The 19,116-nt window shown below is 63.7% G+C and carries 19 protein-coding genes and 1 tRNA gene; 7 read left to right on the top strand and 13 right to left on the bottom strand.

Features of this window, described 5'->3' with window-relative positions:
• Positions 1–42: 42 nt before the first annotated feature.
• A complete protein-coding gene (locus RF638_RS00395; protein ID WP_368841194.1) occupies positions 43–1,893 on the bottom strand; it encodes a pyruvate kinase in 1,851 nt (616 codons plus the stop codon).
• 79 nt (positions 1,894–1,972) lie between these two features.
• Positions 1,973–2,311 (bottom strand): acylphosphatase, encoded by a 339-nt coding sequence (locus tag RF638_RS00400; protein ID WP_368841195.1) that lies wholly within the window; start codon positions 2,309–2,311, stop codon positions 1,973–1,975.
• 77 nt (positions 2,312–2,388) lie between these two features.
• Between RF638_RS00400 and RF638_RS00405 the strand changes: the two genes are divergently transcribed.
• Complete coding sequence (locus RF638_RS00405) at positions 2,389–2,955, top strand: nuclear transport factor 2 family protein (RefSeq protein WP_368841196.1); 567 nt, start codon at positions 2,389–2,391, stop codon at positions 2,953–2,955.
• Positions 2,952–3,428: a nuclear transport factor 2 family protein gene (locus RF638_RS00410; protein ID WP_165189170.1), complete on the top strand. Its 477-nt coding sequence runs from the start codon at positions 2,952–2,954 to the stop codon at positions 3,426–3,428. The genes RF638_RS00405 and RF638_RS00410 overlap by 4 nt, the downstream gene beginning before the upstream one ends.
• On the opposite strand, the gene RF638_RS00415 is transcribed toward RF638_RS00410, so the two are convergent.
• The 4 genes from RF638_RS00415 to manA form a co-directional block, all read right to left on the bottom strand.
• Positions 3,425–4,087, bottom strand: coding sequence for an SDR family oxidoreductase (locus RF638_RS00415; RefSeq protein ID WP_095796281.1), 663 nt, complete (start codon positions 4,085–4,087; stop codon positions 3,425–3,427). The genes RF638_RS00410 and RF638_RS00415 overlap by 4 nt on opposite strands.
• Before the next feature lie 3 nt (positions 4,088–4,090).
• Complete coding sequence (locus RF638_RS00420; RefSeq protein ID WP_095796280.1) at positions 4,091–4,657, bottom strand: hypothetical protein; 567 nt, start codon at positions 4,655–4,657, stop codon at positions 4,091–4,093.
• 12 nt (positions 4,658–4,669) lie between these two features.
• A complete protein-coding gene (locus RF638_RS00425) occupies positions 4,670–5,179 on the bottom strand; it encodes a TetR/AcrR family transcriptional regulator (RefSeq protein WP_158222888.1) in 510 nt (169 codons plus the stop codon).
• A 135-nt stretch (positions 5,180–5,314) separates the two neighbouring features.
• Entirely contained in the window at positions 5,315–6,511 is a 1,197-nt protein-coding gene (gene manA / locus RF638_RS00430; RefSeq protein ID WP_129699525.1) for a mannose-6-phosphate isomerase, class I, read from the bottom strand.
• Positions 6,512–6,594: 83 nt separating this feature from the next.
• Here manA and RF638_RS00435 point away from each other — a divergent pair, with 83 nt between their 5' ends.
• The gene (locus tag RF638_RS00435; RefSeq protein ID WP_238662995.1) at positions 6,595–8,004 is read left to right on the top strand and encodes a phosphomannomutase/phosphoglucomutase; all 1,410 of its coding nucleotides are present in this window, start codon (positions 6,595–6,597) and stop codon (positions 8,002–8,004) included.
• A 98-nt stretch (positions 8,005–8,102) separates the two neighbouring features.
• On the opposite strand, the gene RF638_RS00440 is transcribed toward RF638_RS00435, so the two are convergent.
• Positions 8,103–9,293, bottom strand: coding sequence for a globin domain-containing protein (locus RF638_RS00440; RefSeq protein WP_259914323.1), 1,191 nt, complete (start codon positions 9,291–9,293; stop codon positions 8,103–8,105).
• Between the two features lie 67 nt (positions 9,294–9,360).
• Positions 9,361–9,822 carry an Rrf2 family transcriptional regulator gene (locus tag RF638_RS00445; protein ID WP_095796275.1) on the bottom strand — a complete coding sequence of 154 codons (462 nt, stop codon included), beginning with the start codon at positions 9,820–9,822 and terminating at the stop codon, positions 9,361–9,363.
• A gap of 361 nt (positions 9,823–10,183) precedes the next feature.
• On the opposite strand from RF638_RS00445, the gene RF638_RS00450 reads away from it, so the two are divergent.
• Entirely contained in the window at positions 10,184–10,552 is a 369-nt protein-coding gene (locus RF638_RS00450) for a hypothetical protein (protein ID WP_095796274.1), read from the top strand.
• Positions 10,553–10,893: 341 nt separating this feature from the next.
• On the opposite strand, the gene RF638_RS00455 is transcribed toward RF638_RS00450, so the two are convergent.
• Together RF638_RS00455 and RF638_RS00460 are read right to left on the bottom strand one after the other, a co-directional pair.
• A complete protein-coding gene (locus RF638_RS00455) occupies positions 10,894–12,432 on the bottom strand; it encodes a sugar ABC transporter ATP-binding protein (protein WP_129699522.1) in 1,539 nt (512 codons plus the stop codon).
• Between the two features lie 186 nt (positions 12,433–12,618).
• Positions 12,619–14,484: a phosphoenolpyruvate carboxykinase (GTP) gene (locus RF638_RS00460; RefSeq protein WP_315278439.1), complete on the bottom strand. Its 1,866-nt coding sequence runs from the start codon at positions 14,482–14,484 to the stop codon at positions 12,619–12,621.
• A gap of 267 nt (positions 14,485–14,751) precedes the next feature.
• Between RF638_RS00460 and RF638_RS00465 the strand changes: the two genes are divergently transcribed.
• The 3 genes from RF638_RS00465 to RF638_RS00475 all read left to right on the top strand — a co-directional run bounded on the left by RF638_RS00465 (position 14,752) and on the right by RF638_RS00475 (position 16,622).
• A tRNA-Arg gene (locus RF638_RS00465) sits at positions 14,752–14,824 on the top strand.
• Between the two features lie 77 nt (positions 14,825–14,901).
• Entirely contained in the window at positions 14,902–16,038 is a 1,137-nt protein-coding gene (locus RF638_RS00470) for a DUF1524 domain-containing protein (protein ID WP_238662994.1), read from the top strand.
• Positions 16,039–16,130: 92 nt separating this feature from the next.
• Positions 16,131–16,622 (top strand): SRPBCC domain-containing protein, encoded by a 492-nt coding sequence (locus tag RF638_RS00475; protein WP_095796270.1) that lies wholly within the window; start codon positions 16,131–16,133, stop codon positions 16,620–16,622.
• An 18-nt stretch (positions 16,623–16,640) separates the two neighbouring features.
• Here RF638_RS00475 and RF638_RS00480 read toward each other — a convergent pair whose 3' ends face one another.
• From RF638_RS00480 to upp, 3 genes are all read right to left on the bottom strand, one after another.
• Complete coding sequence (locus RF638_RS00480) at positions 16,641–17,162, bottom strand: histidine phosphatase family protein (RefSeq protein WP_368841197.1); 522 nt, start codon at positions 17,160–17,162, stop codon at positions 16,641–16,643.
• A gap of 107 nt (positions 17,163–17,269) precedes the next feature.
• A complete protein-coding gene (locus RF638_RS00485) occupies positions 17,270–18,070 on the bottom strand; it encodes a winged helix-turn-helix domain-containing protein (RefSeq protein ID WP_095796268.1) in 801 nt (266 codons plus the stop codon).
• Between the two features lie 336 nt (positions 18,071–18,406).
• Entirely contained in the window at positions 18,407–19,042 is a 636-nt protein-coding gene (upp, locus tag RF638_RS00490) for a uracil phosphoribosyltransferase (RefSeq protein ID WP_095796267.1), read from the bottom strand.
• Positions 19,043–19,116: the final 74 nt, after the last annotated feature.

Here is a 19,116-nt window from a genome sequence, read left to right on the forward strand (position 1 = left end):
TCGCCACCGTTCCCCGCCACGGCTCACCCACCGGGCGGCCGCCTAAGCACTCACGAATTCACGCCACGCGTGCAGTTTGCGCAGCAGGTCCGTTTTCTTGATCACGTGCCCGGACATCCGCCCCAGGATCGAGGACAGCGCCTCAATCGTTTCAATGATGAACGGGCCTTTGTTGAGCATCACGCACTCGGCGCGTTGACCCTCTGCGGCGTCCGTGACCTCCGCGCGGGAGGGAATGCCCTTCTTGGCCAGGCTTTCGAGCACTTGGGTGGCCCAGATGACCGGCACATGAGCGGCCTCGCACAGCCACAGGATTTCCTGTTGAACTTCCGCGAGACGCTCGAAACCGGTCTCCACTGCCAAGTCACCGCGGGCGATCATGACCCCGGCGTCCTTCCAGCGCATGACCTCCAACAGCATTTGGGGCAGCTGTTCGAATCCGCCCACCGTCTCGATCTTGAGGGTCACATCCACCTCGGTGGCTTTCAACCGGGTGAGTTCGTCCAGCAGATCCGTGACGTCCGTGCGGCTACGCACAAAGGACATGTTCACGATGTCCGCGTGGCGCGCCACGAACTCCAGGTCCTTCCGGTCCTGCGGGGTGAGGGAACGGATCTGCAGGTCCGTATCCGGGAAGTTGATGCCCTTCTCGGCCTTGAGATTGGAACCATTGGGGCCGGTGTGCAGCACCTCGATGTCCATGCTGTCCGGGGTCACGGTCCGCACCACGCCGCCGATCTTGCCATCGTCCAGCCAGACCCGGTCTCCCGGTGCGGCGTCCTGGAACGCCTCGGGAAGGGTGCAGCCAATGGTGAACGGCGACTGCGTCACCGCGGGTACCGGTTCCAGGCTGCGCACCAGGCGCAGAGTGTCCCCGATGTTCAGCCGCAGCGCCTGTTCGGTCTCCGGCAGCTCGCCCAAGGTGGCCTCGTCACCGTTGCCGGCCTTGAGCACCAGATCCGTCGCGAAGTACACGGTCTTGGCGAACTCCATCAGCACGCCGCCGTCCTCAACTGCCATTACACGTAGCGAACGGCCCGAGTCGCGAGCGTCCCGCAATCGGATCCGCTCCCCCACCGTGCGTTCCGAGAGCCAGGTTGCGGGGCTCACGGGGACGGACGGGATCAGGTCGTCGTGGGGTGAGGTGCCCAGCCAGAGCCTGGCCCGTTCGGTCACATGGCCCGTGGCGTCGCGCTCGGGTTTGATCTTCTCGACCCGCGGACCCGGCTCGATCGGTCCGGTGCGCACCTTGGGCCCGCCCAGATCCATCGAGACACGCAGGTCCTTGCCCAAGTCCGACGCCGCCGTGCGCACGTGATCGATCATGCGCGCCCATTCCTCGGGGCCGTCGTGGGCGCAGTTCACGCGCGCCACGTTCATCCCGGCGGCCACCATGTCCCGCACCAGGGCGGCGTCGGCGGCTGCCTCGGAAGGCAACGTGACCATGATGCGGGTTTCGCGGTCCTCGGGACTACGGCCCAGCAACTGCACCGCATTGCGCTCCAGGATGTCCTGACCGCTGCCGTGACCTTCCCCGGGCTCGATACCCACGTCCAGCATGTCCAGATTGGGTTCGGGGCGCTCGGCAACGGCCGCCAGGCTCAACAGCACGGCCTTGAGATGGTCCTCCACACCGGCCTCCATGCGGCCCAGAGAGGAAAGCCCCAGATCCGAAAGATCCGACTGCAACTGCCGCACGTCCTGGCTACGCACCGCCGCGTAATCGACCAGATTGACCGCGGACCACCGGTGGCGGGGCAGAACCCGATTGATGCGATCCAGCTGAGCCGACCGCGCGGCCCTGACCACCCGGAACAGTTCCTCCACGGTGTCCATGGCTTGCGACGCCAACTCTCGGCGCTGCTGGAACACGTGGTCTGGCACTTGGCTCATGATCGTTTCAACCCCCTGGTCCGATGGTGTTCAATCACCGTAGTAACAACAGATTTACGCGAGGTGAACAGGGTTCAGTTCAGTTCCGGGTGAACTCGCTGAAACGTCCGGTGACGGGACCGTAGTGTGCATCGACGGTCATCACGACCCCCGGGGTGTCACTCGAGTTCAGCGACTTGAGCAACTCCTGCAGGGCCCAGCGCGGGCCGTCGACCTCGATGGTCACGGTGCCGTCAGAGTTGTTGGTCGCGTGCCCCACCAGACCCAACTTCTCGGCGTGCCGCCAGGCCCAGTAGCGGAACCCCACGCCTTGCACGGTGCCGTGGATTACGGCAGTCATGGCCAAGGATTCGTTCAGGTCGAGTTCTTCGCGTTCGCGGTCATCCGAGGGGCGCGGGTGCAGTGATGGCATCTCCATAACCCCAGATTAGGAGATACTTCTGAAAGAACACATTGCTGCGTGTTCTGCAGGACTCCCGAAAGGTCGCTCCAACCATGTCCCATGCCGCCTCGCTCAGCCCTCAGGATCGGTTAGAGATTGTGGAAACCCTACATTTCCTGAATCACGTGATCGACAACCGCGAGTGGGATCATTTGGCGGACGTGGTCACGGAGGACGTCGAAATCCTGTCCCCGGGCACGGAGGCCCCCGAGTCGCTGGAAGACATGGCACCCTCCACAACACTGCCCGGCCCCGCGGGGATCCGGCAAGGTTACGAACTCTCGCAATTGGCGCAGTACGGCAGTGTGCACGTACTCAATTCCGTGATTGAGCCCATTGACGGCGACACTGCGGTCACATGGAGCCGCCTGATCATGGTGTCCTTCGACCAGCGCGCTGTCGGTGCCGATGTCGTGGACGCCCTGGTCCGGACTCCGGCCGGTTGGCGGATCTCACGCCGTGTGGTCCACGCCCGCAACATGCTGCGCGAACCGGGGCGTCAGGGTGGCGGATACGTGCCCGGGCCCTATACATTCGTGCACTTCGACGACGCCATCCTCCGGGCCCAGCAATCGGTTGCGGATGCGGGCATCCGCCGCAACGACGGGCAGGTCCGGTGAGCGCGGCACGATGGGTTCGCGTCCCCCTCGATGACGCGTTACAGATCCACGACGTTCTGGCGCGCTACGCGCACTGCATCGACAACCGCGACTGGGATCGACTGCCACTCGTCTTCACCGCCGACGCCCAATTCGGCGCGCCCGGTAACTACACGCAGTCACGCGATGAAATTGCGGACCGCATCGAACGGGTTGCTCCGTACCACCCGCACTTCACCACGGATACGGTGATCGCGCGGCTCCCTGCCGATTCGACGGGCAGGGAACGCGCGCGATCATGGAGCAAGTACCTCATCGTGCGTCACGACGGGTCACTGGCCTCCGGCGATTACTTGGACGAATGGGTCCGCACCGATCAAGGGTGGCGGATTAACCAGCGCCGGGTGTCCCGTGGGCAACGCTGGGAGAACGACCCCGGGGGTCCCTCCCAGCGCGACCTGGGATTGAGTGATTTCCTGGCGGATGCCTCTTAGGAGAGGTTCGCCAACGCCTCGGTGATTACCGTGTCACCATCGGCGAAATCGATCTTCCGTCCGACCGTGGTGTCGGGTGCGGTCAGAGCTGCCGCGGCAACCAAGGCGACATTTCCTCGCGCTGTGTTGGCGGCGTCGTCGTCCTGGCCGGGCTCGAGGGTGATCATGCCGGTGGTCTCGTCATCCGTGAGGGTGCCGGGACCCAGAATGGTCCACTTGAGCGAGCTGGCGCGCAAATGATCATCCGCGTCGGCCTTGGACTGGGCGTACGCGTAGAACGAGTCGTCCTCGGGAATGCCGTGGTCCTGTCCCGCTCCGATGTAGGAAACCATTACGTAGCGGTTCACGCCCGCGGCCTGGGCGGCGTCCATGGAACGAATGGCGGCATCGCGGTCCACGGCGTAGGTGCGCTCGGGGTCCCCGCCACCCGCTCCGGCGGACCACACGACGGCGTCCTGGCCGGTCAGCAATTCGGTGAGACCCTCCGTGTCGAGGTTCTGCACGTCTGCCACCACGGCGTTCGCACCGGTGTCCTCCACGTCCTGAATCTGTGATTCGGAACGGATCACGGAATTCACGCGATGACCGTCGCCGGTGAGAATCTGACTGAGCTGCAGGGCCACCTTTCCGTGGCCGCCGATGATCGTGATGTCTGACATGGGTTAGTCCTTCCGTAGCCGGTAGTACTTCCGTGCCGTGGCCGTTCCGTTGATTCGGATGGCGGCCCACACCGCTACGAGCAGCAGGGCGATGACCACGGCGGGCGCCACTGTCCATAGCGCGATGAGTATCAAAATCATTCCCACCAGGGCCGGAATCATTGGCCAGCCGTACTGCACCATTTCCACGGCCATGTAGTCCTGGACCCTTAGATGCGCGGTGTCCCGCGGCAAATTGCCGGTGCGAGCACTCGCACGCACACCCTTGGAGCCGGTGGCGCGTTCTTCCATCATTCCCACACGAGGCACCTGGTCCACGCGCATGAACGACAGGAGCACACCGCCCAGAGATGCTGCGGCTCCGGCGAGCAGCACCGGCCATTGCCAGGCGCTGTCGAAGAATCCGGTGCGGGCGAGTTGATCATTGAACAACACCCCGGCGATGGCTGCGATCAGTGCCACGACCCCCACCACCGCCAAGCGACGCTTCCACACCTTGTCGACCCACTTCAGCGAAGGAATCGGGACGTTGGGGCGGTCGGCTCCCGTGAGTCTGTATTCCTGTGCCATGGCGGGTCCTCTCTACGAGTGTCGGTGTGGCGCCGCCATTTCTTTGTACAGCCGTGACACCACGGCGTGCAGGTCGGCGCTGTCGTGTTCTACCAGTGCTTCCGTCAACACACCCAGCAGACCGTGAATCATGAACCGGTCCTGCAAATTGGATGTGCTGGGCTGGTGCTGTTCATTACGCAGTTGGCGGCATGCGGCGGCAAGTTGCACCACCAGCGCATTTCCGGCCAGGTATCCCCCCGGACCGGAGAGCACCGCTGTGTAATAGTCCCTGTACTCGATCATATGATCGGCCACGGTGTGCGCAAGCCGTTCCAGAACATCACCCTCGCCGCTGAGGGTGGCGCTCTTCAAAGACAACTCAGCGCGCAGCAGATTCACGGTGGTTTGCAACAGGACCTGGTCCCGCGACCCGAAATTTTCGTAGACGGCCTTGCGGCTCACGCCCGCGGCCTGCGCAATTTCCGTCATGCCCACGTGAGATCCACGGCGGGACACCAGATCGACGGTGGCATCAACCACCGCTCTTCGCGTTCGTTCAATCCGTCGATCCATGGGAGTCTCCAAATCCGATGAGAAGTTAAATAGTACGCCTACTTCCCATTTAACGTCATCCCTGGAGCGCGGGGCACCCCTTAAGGGGTGGAGTCTCCCGCGTTAGTGCGCCACGCTGCCCGTGACCACGAACACCAGACCCTCGCCATCGAACTCCACGAACCCGGGTTCACCGGAGTACAGCAACGAATGTCCCGCCGGGATTTCGTGGGTCCGGGCACTCCGTTCTGGGATCGTCGCGGTGACACGCCCCTCCGCCACCAGCACCACGGAGGTACCCCTGATCCAACGGCGAAGCGAATGCTTGCGATGCACCTGGAATGCCACCAGGCTCAGGTTGGCATCCCACAAGGGATAGTCGACCGAGCCGTCCGGGCTGAAATCAGGATCCAGGATGTCGATCGGTGCTTGTTGCGGTGCCAACACGGACAACAGCTCGGGTACGTCCATGTGCTTCTCGGTCAGACCCGCGCGCAGCACATTGTCCGAACACCCCATGATCTCCACGGCCGTCCCGGACATGTAAGCATGCAACTGCTGGGGCGGGGTGTGCATCGCCTGCCCCGGGTACAGATGCACCAGGTTCATGCACAGGGCCACGAGCATTCCCGGGTCCCCCGGATAGTGATGATCGAGCAACTCGATCAGATAGACCGCACGTTCCAGCGGCGTGGCCTTGGGGCACAGGGTCACGTAGTCGTCATCGGCCTCGGGCAGGTGCGCCAACCGGGTCCGGCGCAGCCGCGCGGCCGCACGCACACACGCCCGGATGGAATCCGCCGCATCCTCTCCCGACAAGGTCAGTGCCGCCCGCAGCGCCGAGGGCTGATTGGCCGCCCACGCGAGCCAGTCCAGGCGCAGTTCGTGAGCAAGTTCACGCAGTTCAGCACCGGATTGTTGCCCCGCGAGAACCCACATGCTGGTGAGCGCCACCACAGTTTCCGGCTTGGCGCGGTCGTCCTTGTAATTACGGTTCGGAGAATCCAGCGGAACCTGCCGCTCGTTGTCCCGCGAGAATCCCGTTTGTGCCTGCCGAGTCGAGGGGTGGACCTGAATTGAGAGAGGCGCCGCAATGGCCAGAATCTTGAGCAGGAACGGGAGATCGGGTAGGACTTCAGCAAGGCTCTGGGAGTGTTCGCCCATGTCAATTCGGGAGGGCGCGCTAGGGTGAGCACCCATCCACAGCTCGGCCTCCGGCTGCTCGCTGGGGACAGGCCTACCCTGCATGGTGGCCAGAACCGATCGTGAGCCCCATGCGTAATTCTGAATCGGATTGTCCATCCGAAAGAACTCTGCCATGCAGTTCATCCAACCACAGAGCGCTTGAGGATTCGTGTGGACCTCGTCCGCTCCTTGGAACGTCTCACGTAGAATTCGGCCTTGTGACCATAGATCTTTCTTCCTCATTCAAGGCCTACGACGTGCGCGGCATTGTGGGCTCCACCATCACTGCGGACAGCGTGCGGGCCACCGGTGCGGCCTATGTCGATGTGCTCGACCTGGCCGGAACCACCGTGGCCGTGGGCGGTGACATGCGACCCTCATCCCCCGAGTTCATCGATGCATTCGCGCAGGGCGCCATGATGCGCGGCGCGGATGTGATCAAGATCGGCAACATCTCCACCGACGAGTTGTACTTCGCGTGCGGCACGCTCAACTGCGCGGGCGTGACCTTCACGGCGAGCCACAATCCCGCCGCCTACAACGGCATCAAGATGTCCATGGCTGGAGCCGTCCCGGTGTCCTCGGACACCGGGTTGTACGAGATCCGCGACCTCGCGCAGCAGTACCTGGATTCGGGTGAGATTCCGCAGGCCGAGCAGCAGGGCACTGAAACCAGCCGAGATGTGCTGGCCGACTACGCCCGTTACCTCCGTGACCTGGTGGACCTCAGCGAGATCCGTCCGCTCAAGGTCGTCGTGGACGCAGGCAACGGCATGGCCGGTCTCACGACCCCCGCCGTCCTTGGCGATGCCGAGCTCGAGGCGCTCCCCCTGACGATCGTGCCCCTCTACTTCGAATTGGACGGCACTTTCCCCAATCACCCCGCCAATCCGCTCGAGCCCGCCAACTTGGTGGACCTGCAGGCCGCCGTGCGTGAACACGGTGCGGACATCGGTTTGGCCTTCGACGGAGACGCGGACCGTTGCTTCGTGGTGGACGAGCGCGGCGAGCCCGTGTCGCCGTCGGCGATTGCGGCCATCGTGGCCGAGCGCGAGATCGCTCGCGCCCAGGCAGAGGGCAACGAGCAGCCCGTGGTCATCCACAACTTGATTACGTCCAAGGCCGTGCCGGAGCTGGTGGAGGCCAGTGGCGGTCGCGCGGTGCGCACGCGCGTGGGCCACTCGTTCATCAAGGCCGTGATGGCTTCGGAGAAGGCCGTGTTCGGCGGTGAGCACTCCGCTCACTACTACTTCAAGGACTTCTACAACGCGGACACCGGGATGCTCGCGGCCATGCACGTGCTGGCCGCACTCGGCGAGCAGCAGGGCACGCTCAGCGACCTAATGGAACGCTACGATCCGTACGTCGCTTCCGGGGAGATCAACTCCGAGATCGAGGACAAAGCAGCCGCCGTGGATCGCGTGCGGGCCTACTACGCCGAGCAGGATCCGGCCGTCACGGTCGAGGACATGGACGGCACCACCTTCACGCACCCGGGCGAGGGCTGGTGGTTCAATCTGCGCCCCTCCAACACCGAGCCGTTCCTGCGTCTGAACGTGGAGGCTCCGGACACCGCCACCATGGAGCGCGTGCGTGACACCGCGCTTGGCCTGGTAAGACAGGGCTGACGCTCGCGCCCACTGTCTTGACGCCGACGGCGCCGCACGAGAATTCTCGTGCGGCGCCGAAGTCCGTGATGCTAGGTATCAGAACAACCAGCTGAGGCTCAGGAATCGGCCTTGCGGGCCTCGTCGTGGAGCATCCACTGGTCGGGACCGAAGATTTCGTAGTGGATGTTCCGGCCCGGAACGCCCTTTTCGATGAGCTGCGAGCGCAACCCCTTCATGAAGGGCAGGGGGCCGCACATGAACGCGGTGGTGTCCTGATCGACGTCCAGGTCCACCTCCGAAACGTTCATGAAGCCCTCGTAATCGCCATCTCCGGGGGTCTCCATCCAGGTGATCATCGTGGCATTGGGCAAGCTGTCCACGAGGCGCTCCATGATCTGACGACCCGGCCAGCGATCCTTGGAGTGGTCCGCGTGCAGCACGGTGACCTTGCGCTGGGAATCTTCCTTGGCCAGTCGATCCAGGAACGCCACGATCGGGGTGGTGCCGATCCCGGCGGAGGCCAGCACGAGAGAACCGTGGCCTTCGTCCAAGACCACATCACCGTAGGGATTGGAGATCTCGAGGACGTCGCCCTCGTTGATGTCCTCGTGCAGGATGGGCGTGACCTCACCCTGGGGATCCTTACGGATCACCACGCGGCGGTGACCCTCCTGCGAAGGAACCAGGGTGAACTGGCGAGGCTGACGGATGCCGTCCTTGACCTTGACCTGAATGGTCACGTACTGGCCGGGGATCGAGCGGGTCAGCGGGGTGTCGTCCGCGGGTTCGAACTCGAAGGCCACAACGCCTTCTGCGATGTCTTCCTTGGAGATCAGCGTGAACGGCGCGAACATTACGTCGTTCGCCTGCTGACCATAGAGGCCCTTTTCGAGCTTGATCAGGGCGTCCGCCATGAGCCAGTAGACCTCGTCCCACGCGGCAACGACCTCGGGGGTCGCGGCGTCGCCGAGATCAGCGGCGATGGCCCCGAACAGGTGCTCGTGAACGGTGGGGTACTCCTCGGGCAGCAGGCCCAGGGACGCGTGCTTGTGAGCCACGCGAGAGAGTACCTCGTCCGGGTAGGAATCCGGGTTGTTCAGCAGGTGGGACGCGAAGGCCGCAATGGAACCGGCCAGCGCCTGGGGCTGCGTACCGTTCTTCTGGTTGGACCGGCTGAACATGCCGTCCAACAGATCGGGGCGGGCGTTGAACATGGACTTGTAGAACTCGGGGGTGATCGCGGGGATCCGCTCTGCGATCACGCCAATGGTTTGCTCAATAACGGGACGAGACTTCTCGGACAGCACGGCTGCTCCTTAGGTTGGAAACCTTGCGCTATGAAATCTAGCATCCCAGATACAAGTAATGTAGCTCTCAAGCGAAGGCGTCACTCGGCGGAACCAGACCGATGGTGACCGCCACCCTGCCGACCTGGCGCTCGTTGACGAGATCGGCGATGGTGACGCCGTCCAACTCGCGGTAGAAGGCCTCCCGTGCCCGGGCAAGGGCCCCGCGAAGCTTGCACCCGTGATTGAGCGGGCATGAAGTCTCATCCGCTTCACACTCGACAATGGCGGTGTTGGCCTCGAGCTCTCGCAGCACGGACCCCAGACTCGCGGCAAGTCCGGATTCCGTCAGGATCACTCCGCCGGCTCGCCCGCGCTGAGAGGCGAGCAGCCCCATGGAGCGCAGTTTGGCCACGGTCTTGGTCACGTGGTGATAAGGGGCTCCGACACCCTCGGCGATCCGCTGAGTTGACAGCAGGGTGCCCCCAGGCAGCCCGCCCATCAATAGGAGCACGCGCAGGGCGATGTCAGAAAAAGCAGTCAGCTTCACGATTCGGCCCCTTCTGTGGTGATGGATTCATTAAACGCTGCCAACCTAGGGATAACTGTTACTTACTGTGGAAAATTCCACCTCACGTGCCCGTCCCCCCTTTGCCTGACACCTCATTGCGCCGTGGTCCACACTTGTGTTTTTCCCTGGGTGGCCCAGTGACCCGCTCCTATACTGGGAAAGCTGTGACCCCCCGGGCTTTGGGGGCCCAGGGGTGCGACAGCGGGCTAGAACCAATTCACGTAGGGGGATTCAGGTCATGGCCTTTTCACTGTGGCCTTCTCGCAAGACACGTGCCGAAGACCGGCCCACCCAGACGCCTGTCGACGCACCACAAACATCTAGTAGGGAGACAATCGATATGTCCCAGTTGGACAACTCCATCCAGGAACTGCTGAGCATCGAGGGCGCCACGGGCGCGGCCGTGGTGGATATTTCCAGCGGTATGGCGCTCGCCTCCGGCGGCAACCCCGGCTTCGACCTCAACGTTGCCGCAGCTGGCAACTCCAACGTGGTGCGCGCCAAGCTGCGCACCATGAAGGACATCAACCTTCGCGGCGAGATCGAAGACATCATGATCACCCTCGAGAGCCAGTACCACCTGATCAATGTGCTCAACACCGAGGAGACCAGCGGACTGTTCGTGTACCTCGTGCTGGACCGCAACACCGCGAACCTCGCCCTGGCGCGCCACAAGCTCAACACGGTGTCCAAGCGCGTTTCCGTCTGATCCACCCCAGAATTGGTGAACCCGGGTTCAGCCACCCGGAGCACTCACAGAGAAACCTGCGGCCCGTGCTCAAGAGCGCGGGCCGCAGGTTTCTGAAGAATTGCGCGATACACCTCACGCTCCGCTAGAACCCTTCCAACGCGCAAAAGAGGTTCCACCGACACCTCCGACGCATCGGAGGGTTCTAAGGGCCCACAAAGTGCAAGGCGACGCGACACGATCGACGCGAGGCAGCGGCGTCGGCAACTGGAGCTAGAACTGGACTGGCGCATGGTCACAGCTGGCCGAGACGCTCCATGGCTACTCGCAATCCCAATGGCTACTCGCATTCCGACCGAACGTCAGTCCTGAGCGGGAGCCTCCGCCGGGGCGTGGTCGGCCACGTGACGCTTGCGCACGGCGTGGCTGGGCAATTCCTGACCGGTCACGGCGGCCATCAGGGTGTCTTCGGTGGCCTGATCATTCGTCTGCTCGCTGACGATCTGACCCTCGCGCATGACCAGGATCCGGTGACACCACTGCAGCAGCTCGGACATCTCCGAGGAGATCAGCAGCACGGATGTGCCCTTGGATGTCAGATCCGTGAGCATGTCGTAGATGTCGCCCTTGGCCCCCACATCGATCCCGCGCGTGGGGTGGTTGAGGATCAGGATGTCGCAGTCCGTGCTCATCCAACGCGCCAGCGCGATCTTCTGCTGGTCGCCGCCGGACAGCTTGCCCACCTGGCCTTGGATGTCATGGGTCTTGATGTGCAGGGCCTTGACCTGGGCAACTACCTCGCGCAACGCGGTGACTTCCCGGATGAAGCCTGCGTCCGGATCCGGGTCGTCGTTACGGAGCATGCGGGCCACGGACTCTTCGTGTGCCTCGTTCAATTCGTCATCGCTGTCGGACAGGTAGCCGATCCCGAGTTCCACAGCGTCCTGGGCGGAGCTGATGCTCACGTCCCGTCCCGAGACCTGCAGATGCTCGTACTGGCCGGGATGCACACCCACCAGGGCGCCCACGAGCTCGTTCATGCCGGCCCGGCGCAGGCCCGTGAGGCCAAGAACCTCTCCGCGCCGCAGTGTGAGGTCCACGTTGCTCAGACCACCGTCGGTGCTCAAGCCACGAACGGACAGTGCCTCGTCATCGTGGTCGTGCCCTCCCGGGCGATCCCGCTCGGGTAGCGCGCGTTCCAGCATGGAAAAGACGATCTGGTCCGCACCGACCTCTCGCGGTACGAACTCCTCCTTGATCGCACCTTCCCGCATGACGACGACGCGGTCGGCCAAGGAGCGCACCTCATCGATGCGGTGCGTGATGTAGATGACGCCGCGGCCCTGGCGGGCCAACTGGCGGGTGATCGCGTGAACGGTGGCCACCTCATGGTCGTTGAACGTGGCGGCGACCTCGTCCATGAGCACCAGCTGCGGATCCTCCATACGCACCCGCAGCACCTCCACCAGGGCCTTCTCGGCGCGCATCAGAGAGGAAATATGGGCTTCGGGATCAAGATCCACGCCGGCGTCTCGGAGCACCTCTCGTGCCCGTTCCAGGACCTCATCACGTTCTCCCTGCGCGCCGTGTCCGAGTCCAGCAATGGCTTCGGCCACCGTCAGCGAACCGTTCATCGTGAAGCGCTGCTGAACAGCTCCCACGCCCGCTGAACGGGCGTCCTGTTCATTCTGCGGGGCGAAGTTGTCCCCACACAGGGTCATGGCGCCTTTATCGGGTCTCGCGGCACCGGCGAGCAGCGAGATCAGCGTGGATTTACCCGCACCGTTTTCCCCCACCAGGCCCACGATCTCCCCGGCCCCCACCGTGAGATCAATGCCTTTGAGAGCCCGTAAATGAGCGTGATTCTTGGTCAGACCGGTGACCTGCACAATGTTTTCCAAGGACAGCCTCTCCCCTGCTATTCCGGCCGGTCTCCTTGTCTTCCATGACGGAATTTCCCCCAACGGACCGCACAGTAGCTAACTAAAACACACATGGAAACGCCGTGCACGCCACTCGAGTCATGAATGGCGTGCACGGCGTCACTACATATGGGGACACTTACCGGCTGGGTGTGTCCGGGCAGGTCAGGAGCTCTTGAGGCGCTCCTCCAGGCCGGCCCGCTGTTCCAGGATGACCTCCGGAACATCGCCCAGCTTGTGGAACCACTCATCGATGCCCGGCAGCTCGCCCAGCCACTCGTCCTTGTCGACGCGCAACGCGGCGTTCAACTCGTCATCCGAGATGTCCAAGCCGCTGAGGTCCAGGTCCTCCTTGGTGGGCACGATGCCCACGGGGGTCTCCTGGCCACCGGCGGTGCCCTTGAGGCGCTCGACGATCCACTTGACCACGCGCGAGTTCTCACCGAAGCCGGGCCACGCGAAGCCACCGTCAGCGGTGCGACGGAACCAGTTCACGTAGTAGATCTTGGGCATGGCATCCTCACCCACGCGGGCACCGGTGTCCAGCCAGTGCTCCAGGTAATCATTGGCGTTGTAGCCGATGAACGGAAGCATGGCCATCGGGTCGCGGCGCACCACGCCCACGGCGCCCTTTGCGGCGGCAGTGGTCTCGGAGGACAGCGTTGCGCCCTGGAAGACGCCGTGTTCCCAGCCGAAGGACTCGGAGACCAGGGGCACGGTGGTCTTACGGCGACCGCCGAAAATGATGGCCGACAGGGGCACACCTTCCGGATCGTCGTACTCGTCCGCGAGGATGTCGACCTGCTTGATGGGAGTGCAGAAACGGGAGTTGGGGTGGGCGGCCGGGCGGCCGGACTCCGGGGTCCAGTCATTGCCCTTCCAGTCCGTGAGGTGCTCGGGCACCTCGTCCGTCATCCCTTCCCACCACACGCCACCGTCGTCGGTGAGCGCGACGTTGGTGAAGATGGTGTTGCCCCGTGCCACACCGCGCATGGCGTTGGGGTTGGTGGACCAACCGGTGCCCGGGGCAACTCCGAACAGACCAGCCTCGGGGTTGACCACGCGAGCCTGGCCGTCCTTGCTGAAGCGGATCCAGGAGATGTCGTCACCAACCATCTCGGCCTTCCAGCCGTCAATGGTGGGTTCCAACATCGCGAAGTTGGTCTTACCGCAAGCCGACGGGAACGCCGCGGCAATGAAGCGGGAATCGCCCTCGGGGTCGGTGACCTTCAGGATGAGCATGTGCTCCGCCAGCCAGCCCTCGTCGTGGGCAATCGCGGAAGCGATGCGCAGCGCGTAGCACTTCTTGCCGAGCAGCGCGTTGCCGCCGTAGCCGGAACCAAACGACCAAATGGCGCGGTCCTCGGGGAACTGCACAATGTACTTGGACGGGTTGCAGGGCCAGGGGACATCTTCCTCGCCCGGCGCCAGCGGGGCACCCAGGGAGTGCAGGGCCTCCACGAAGAACGCGTTGTCGCGAGTCATCTTGTCCAGCACGGGGGTGCCAATGGTGGCCATGATGCGCATGGAGCACACCACATAGGCGGAGTCGGTGATTTCCACGCCGTACTTGGGGTCCTCCCCGTCAAGGCTCCCCATGACGAACGGAATCACGTACATGGTGCGGCCGCGCATGGAACCGGTGAACTTCTTCACCAGGGTTTCCTTCATGACCGCGGGGTCTTCCCAGTTGTTGGTGGGACCGGCACCCTTGGGCGTCTTGGTGCAGATGAAGGTGCGCTCTTCGACACGAGCAACGTCGTCCGGGTCGGAGAAAGCAGCGAAGGAGTTGGGGAACTTCTCCTCGTCCAACCGAACGAAGGTTCCGGCGTCCACGAGTTCCGTGGTCAGCCTGTTCCACTCTTCTTCGGAACCATCAGCCCAGTGAATGGCGTCCGGTTGGGTCATTTCGGCCATCTCACGGACCCACTCCAGCAGTCGCGGGTGCGTGGTCGGTGCGTTGTCGAGCGCTTCACGCACAGCCTGGTTGAGTCCGGTGGATTCGGTGCTTGCAGTGGTGTTGTCAGCCATTGACATGTCTCCTCGTTGAGGCCGTCTTGCCGCGCCCATGGTCGGCGATGCTGCTGCCCGACGATCAGGCTCTCAACGGCATCGTTGAATCTGATCCCGGGGGACTAGCTCCGGCAGGGTTTTGCGTGTCCAGTGAGTCTATCGCGGCAACGGCAACACCAGATGAGCGTTACATCACACAGGTGTAACGGACATCGAATTTTGCACTTGGGCGGGACCGGTGTAAGTTATTACCCGTTGCAGCCGAGCACATCGGTTGTTGCAAATGCGCCCGTAGCTCAACGGATAGAGCATCTGACTACGGATCAGAAGGTTGGGGGTTCGAATCCCTCCGGGCGCACCCAGTGAAAAAGCTCCGCATCGGTTCCGATGTGGAGCTTTCTGCTTGTCTTCCCCCATTTCTTAGGTGTTGTTCTCGTGGCTGCTTCCCCTCGTTCCCCGTTACGCTCCGCCGCGCTCGGGGCCCTCGCGCTTCTCGGCGCGCTCACCGGTTGCGCCCCGGTTGAGGCCCCCGCATCGAACCCCGCGGAGAGCACGTCGGCACCCGCGGCCAGCGCGGCGTCGTCGGCGGATTCGACAACGACGCCGCTCGCTCCGGTTCCCGAGCCCAGCGAACCGTCGCGTGCGGAGACCCCCATGCGGGAGGCCGCGCCGGAGGACCAAGCGGTTGAGGCAGACGAAACGAACCGCAGCCCCGTACGGGCGGGCCTGGGGGAACTGCTCGTGAAGGGTCGGGCGCCCAAGACCGATTACTCGCGCGAGCAGTTCGGTGTGCGGTGGGCCGATACCGACCGCAATGGGTGCGACACCCGCAACGACATTCTCCGTCGTGATCTCACGGACGTGGCCGTTGCGCCCGGGACCCAGGGATGCAAAGTGCTCTCGGGCGATCTGACCAGCCCCTTCACCGGCGATTACGTGGACTTCGTATCGGCCACCCACACGAGTTCGGACGTGCAGGTTGATCACGTGGTGGCGCTGTCCGACGCGTGGCAGAAGGGCGCTCAGAACCTGGACGCCGACCGACGCACGCAGTTCGCCAACGACCCGCTGAATCTCCTGGCCGTGGACGGCCCCAGCAACTCCGCCAAGGGCGACGGGGACGCCGCCACCTGGCTGCCGCCGAACAAGGAATTTCGATGCGAGTACGTGGCCCGGCAGATCGCCGTGAAGCAGCGCTACGAACTGTGGGTCACGGACGCAGAGAAGCGGGCCATGGATCGGGTGCTCACTCAGTGCCCGGATCAACCACTGACCGTTGAGCACTCGGTTCCGGAACCCTCTGAACCTCCGACAGCTCCGGAAAACGCGCAGCCGGCCTCTCGCGAACCCGAGGCCGTGGAGCCTCCTGCCTCGCAGGCCCCGGCGTTTCCGGCACCGCCAATTCCGGCACCTTCTGCGCCCCCTGCCCCTGCCGCCCCTGATGACGTGTACTTCGCCAAATGCGCCGACGCCCGAGCCGCCGGCGCCGCCCCGCTCCACGCCGGTCAGCCTGGGTACCGCCCAGGACTCGACGGTGACGGTGACGGCGTGGCGTGCGAGCCCCGGCGCTGATTCACGGAACAGCTCTCGACAGCCCACCCACCGAGTGGTTGTCTGATCATTGAACGGGGCGGCCCGCCCCACCAAGTACGCAGGAGTGCCCCGTGATCACTGGAACCCTGGAAAGCATTGACGGCGCGGAGAACATCGTGCTGACCCGCGACGTTCCCGCGCCCATCGACGAGGTATGGGATGCCTTCACCGTGTCCGGCCGGTTGGCTCTGTGGTTCGGCACGTGGTCGGGAGACCCGGCATCGGGTGAGGTAGAGGTCAGCATGGCCTTCGAGGAAGAGGCCGGTTCGGAACCGTACGTGATCGTCGCGTGCGACAAGCCCCGCCACCTGCGAGTGCACAACCTCCACGAGGACCCCGCGCAGATCTGGACGGTGGACGTGCAATTCTCTGAAACTGAGGGCGGCACTCACGTGAAGTTCGCCATGCCGCTACCGCCGGGCATGGAGGTGAAGTACGTGGGCGCGGGTTGGGAGTACTACTTGGATCGCATGGTTGAGACGGTGGAAACCGGTCAGATCAGCACCAAGGAATGGCCGCCGTACGAAGCGCTCATGGCCGAGTACGAATCCGAGCTGGGCTGAAAAGATCCGCTTCGGATGTCAGCCGCGCGGCACCTCGAAGTGGACCAAGCGCGCATCGCCGCCATCCAGCTCTGCCCAATCCCCCGGGACTTCCAGCACGGCGATTCCCGATGTCGGAAAGCCGCCGGAGACCTCCATCATGGCGTCCACATCGGAATCGCGCGAGGCCAGGCGCAGCACCGTGTCCAGCACCCCGGGCATGTGCGCAACCACCAACAGCGTCCGCACGGTTTCCGGGGCGTGATTGATCGCGGCAATGATCGCGGTTTCATGAGCGTTGTACAGCTCGTCCACCAGTTGCGGCGTGGGTGCTTTCTCCCTCAGTTCGCTGCACACCCATGTGACGGTCTGCCGTGTGCGCAGCGCCGAAGACACCATGATCATGTCCGGGGTGTACTGCTGCGCAAGCCACTCCCCCGCCGCAGCGGCATCGCGAGCGCCGCGGGGCATCAAGGGCCGGTCATGATCCAGCGCACCGGGCGGGTAATCCGCCTTCGCGTGCCGCATGATCACCAAGTGCTTCACATCGTGGCGTGCCATGCCCACCAGTCTGGCACGCTCGCCTCGCTCCTTAACCACGCCGACGCCGCTCGGTCACCCGTGTGGGGCGCGCGAGCGGCGTCGTCGGTGGAGAACCTGCGAAAAGGTCAGATGGAGTATTCGGGGGCTGCCCACACGACCACTTCGGGGTGGTCGTAGAAGCGGTAGCCCTGACCGCGCACGGTGCGCACCGTGTTGGCCAGACGGCCGAGCTTGGAACGCAAGCGCCGGACGTGAACGTCAATAGTGCGCTCGGAGGGAACTTCCTCGGCGTCGTCCCAGAGGTTGTCCAGCAGCTCGAGACGCCCCACGGTGCGGGTGCCGTTCTCGACAAGGTAGTTGAGCAGCTCGAACTCGCGGTGGGTCAGGTTGAGCAGGTCTCCGTCCAGGAACACCTCGCGGCGGGACAGATCGATCAGCACACCCACGCGCTGGTGGTCGATGGTGGAACCGGACGCCGGAGTGGGCAACGGAACCATGGGCTCGATCACGGGATCCGCACAGGTGGGATCGCCCAACGCGCTGCGCACGACCTCAAGATCGGTGCCTTCTGCATTGATGGGAGCGAGCGCCACGGCCGCGTAGGAATCGGACTCGGGAACGAGCTGGTTGATGTGATGACGCACGTCCTGCACCAACTGAACCAGGTTGATCCCGCGATCGGCGGCGGCCTGCTCGTCCACGCCCACGTAGATCACGAACCCGCGCGCCTCGGTGGGTTGCTGTTCGGCTACGGAATGTCGCTCCAGGCGTGAATCCTGCGACTGATCACCGGTGATGGAGCGCAGAGTGCGATATTCCTCGACGGAACCTGCCACGCGATGTGGCCCGCGCGAACGCATGGCGGCCTGCGCGGCGCTCAAGCGATGCCGCTGAGAAATGTGGACGTAGCCCGGTGCACCTGACATGTGAGTATCCCCTGCCTCGTGAGACACCGAATCCGTGAGTTTCCTGGAAGCGGCGTACTAAACATCGTGTGTGACAACACGCGGACTGGCAAGTAACAAACCCGCTTATTTCTCACATAATGAGACTACGGGCCTTAAATGTAGCTCAAATCACATTTGAAGGGGGCTTACTATCGGTGCCACACAAGGCCAACCGATCCCCCAAAAGCGCAGAAAACCGCGCTTTTGGAGGTTTGGGATTCGGACCTCACGCGTCTGAATCAGATTTAATGTCCAGTGTCAAGAACCCGGAACGCTCGGTACCACGTAGTTGAAATTTCCCGCTTCTCAGGAGCCTCAGTCCACCACTCCGTACAGCCGGTCCCCGGCATCTCCCAAGCCAGGCACGATATAGGCGTTCTCGTCCAGCCGTTCATCAATGGCGGCCAACACGAGGTTCACCTCGGCATCACCCAGTTCTTCTTCAAGCTTGGCGATACCTTCCGGCGCGGCCAGCAAGCACACGCAGGTGATCTGCTCCGCGCCACGGCGGTACAGGAACTTGATGGCCTCACGCAGGGTGCCACCGGTGGCCAGCATCGGATCCAGCACGTACACCTGACGGCCGGTCAGGTCCTCGGGCAGTCGCTCCGCGTACGTGATGATGTCCAGAGTCGTGTCATCCCGGGCCATGCCCAGGAACCCGACCTCCGCGGTGGGGATCAACCGGGTCATACCCTCGAGCATGCCCAGGCCGGCACGCAGGATGGGGACCACTAACGGGCGGGGGCGAGAAAGCCCCACGCCTTGGGTTTCCGCCACCGGGGTCTGAATGGTGATGGGTTCCACGCGCACTTCGCGGGTGGCCTCGTACGCGAGCAGCGTGACGAGTTCTTCGACCAGCTGCCGGAACACCGGAGACGGTGTCGACTTGTCGCGCAGAACGCTGAGCTTGTGGGCTACCAGGGGGTGATCCAAAACGGTGACTCGCATACGGTCAAACTAGCACCGGCGGCCGAACTTCAGCCCGGGGCGGGGCCGGGGCCCCCCGATGTCATGTGTGAAAT

It is taken from the genome of Kocuria sp. CPCC 205235 (genome assembly GCF_040980905.1).
Classification (GTDB): Bacteria; Actinomycetota; Actinomycetes; order Actinomycetales; family Micrococcaceae; genus Kocuria; species Kocuria carniphila.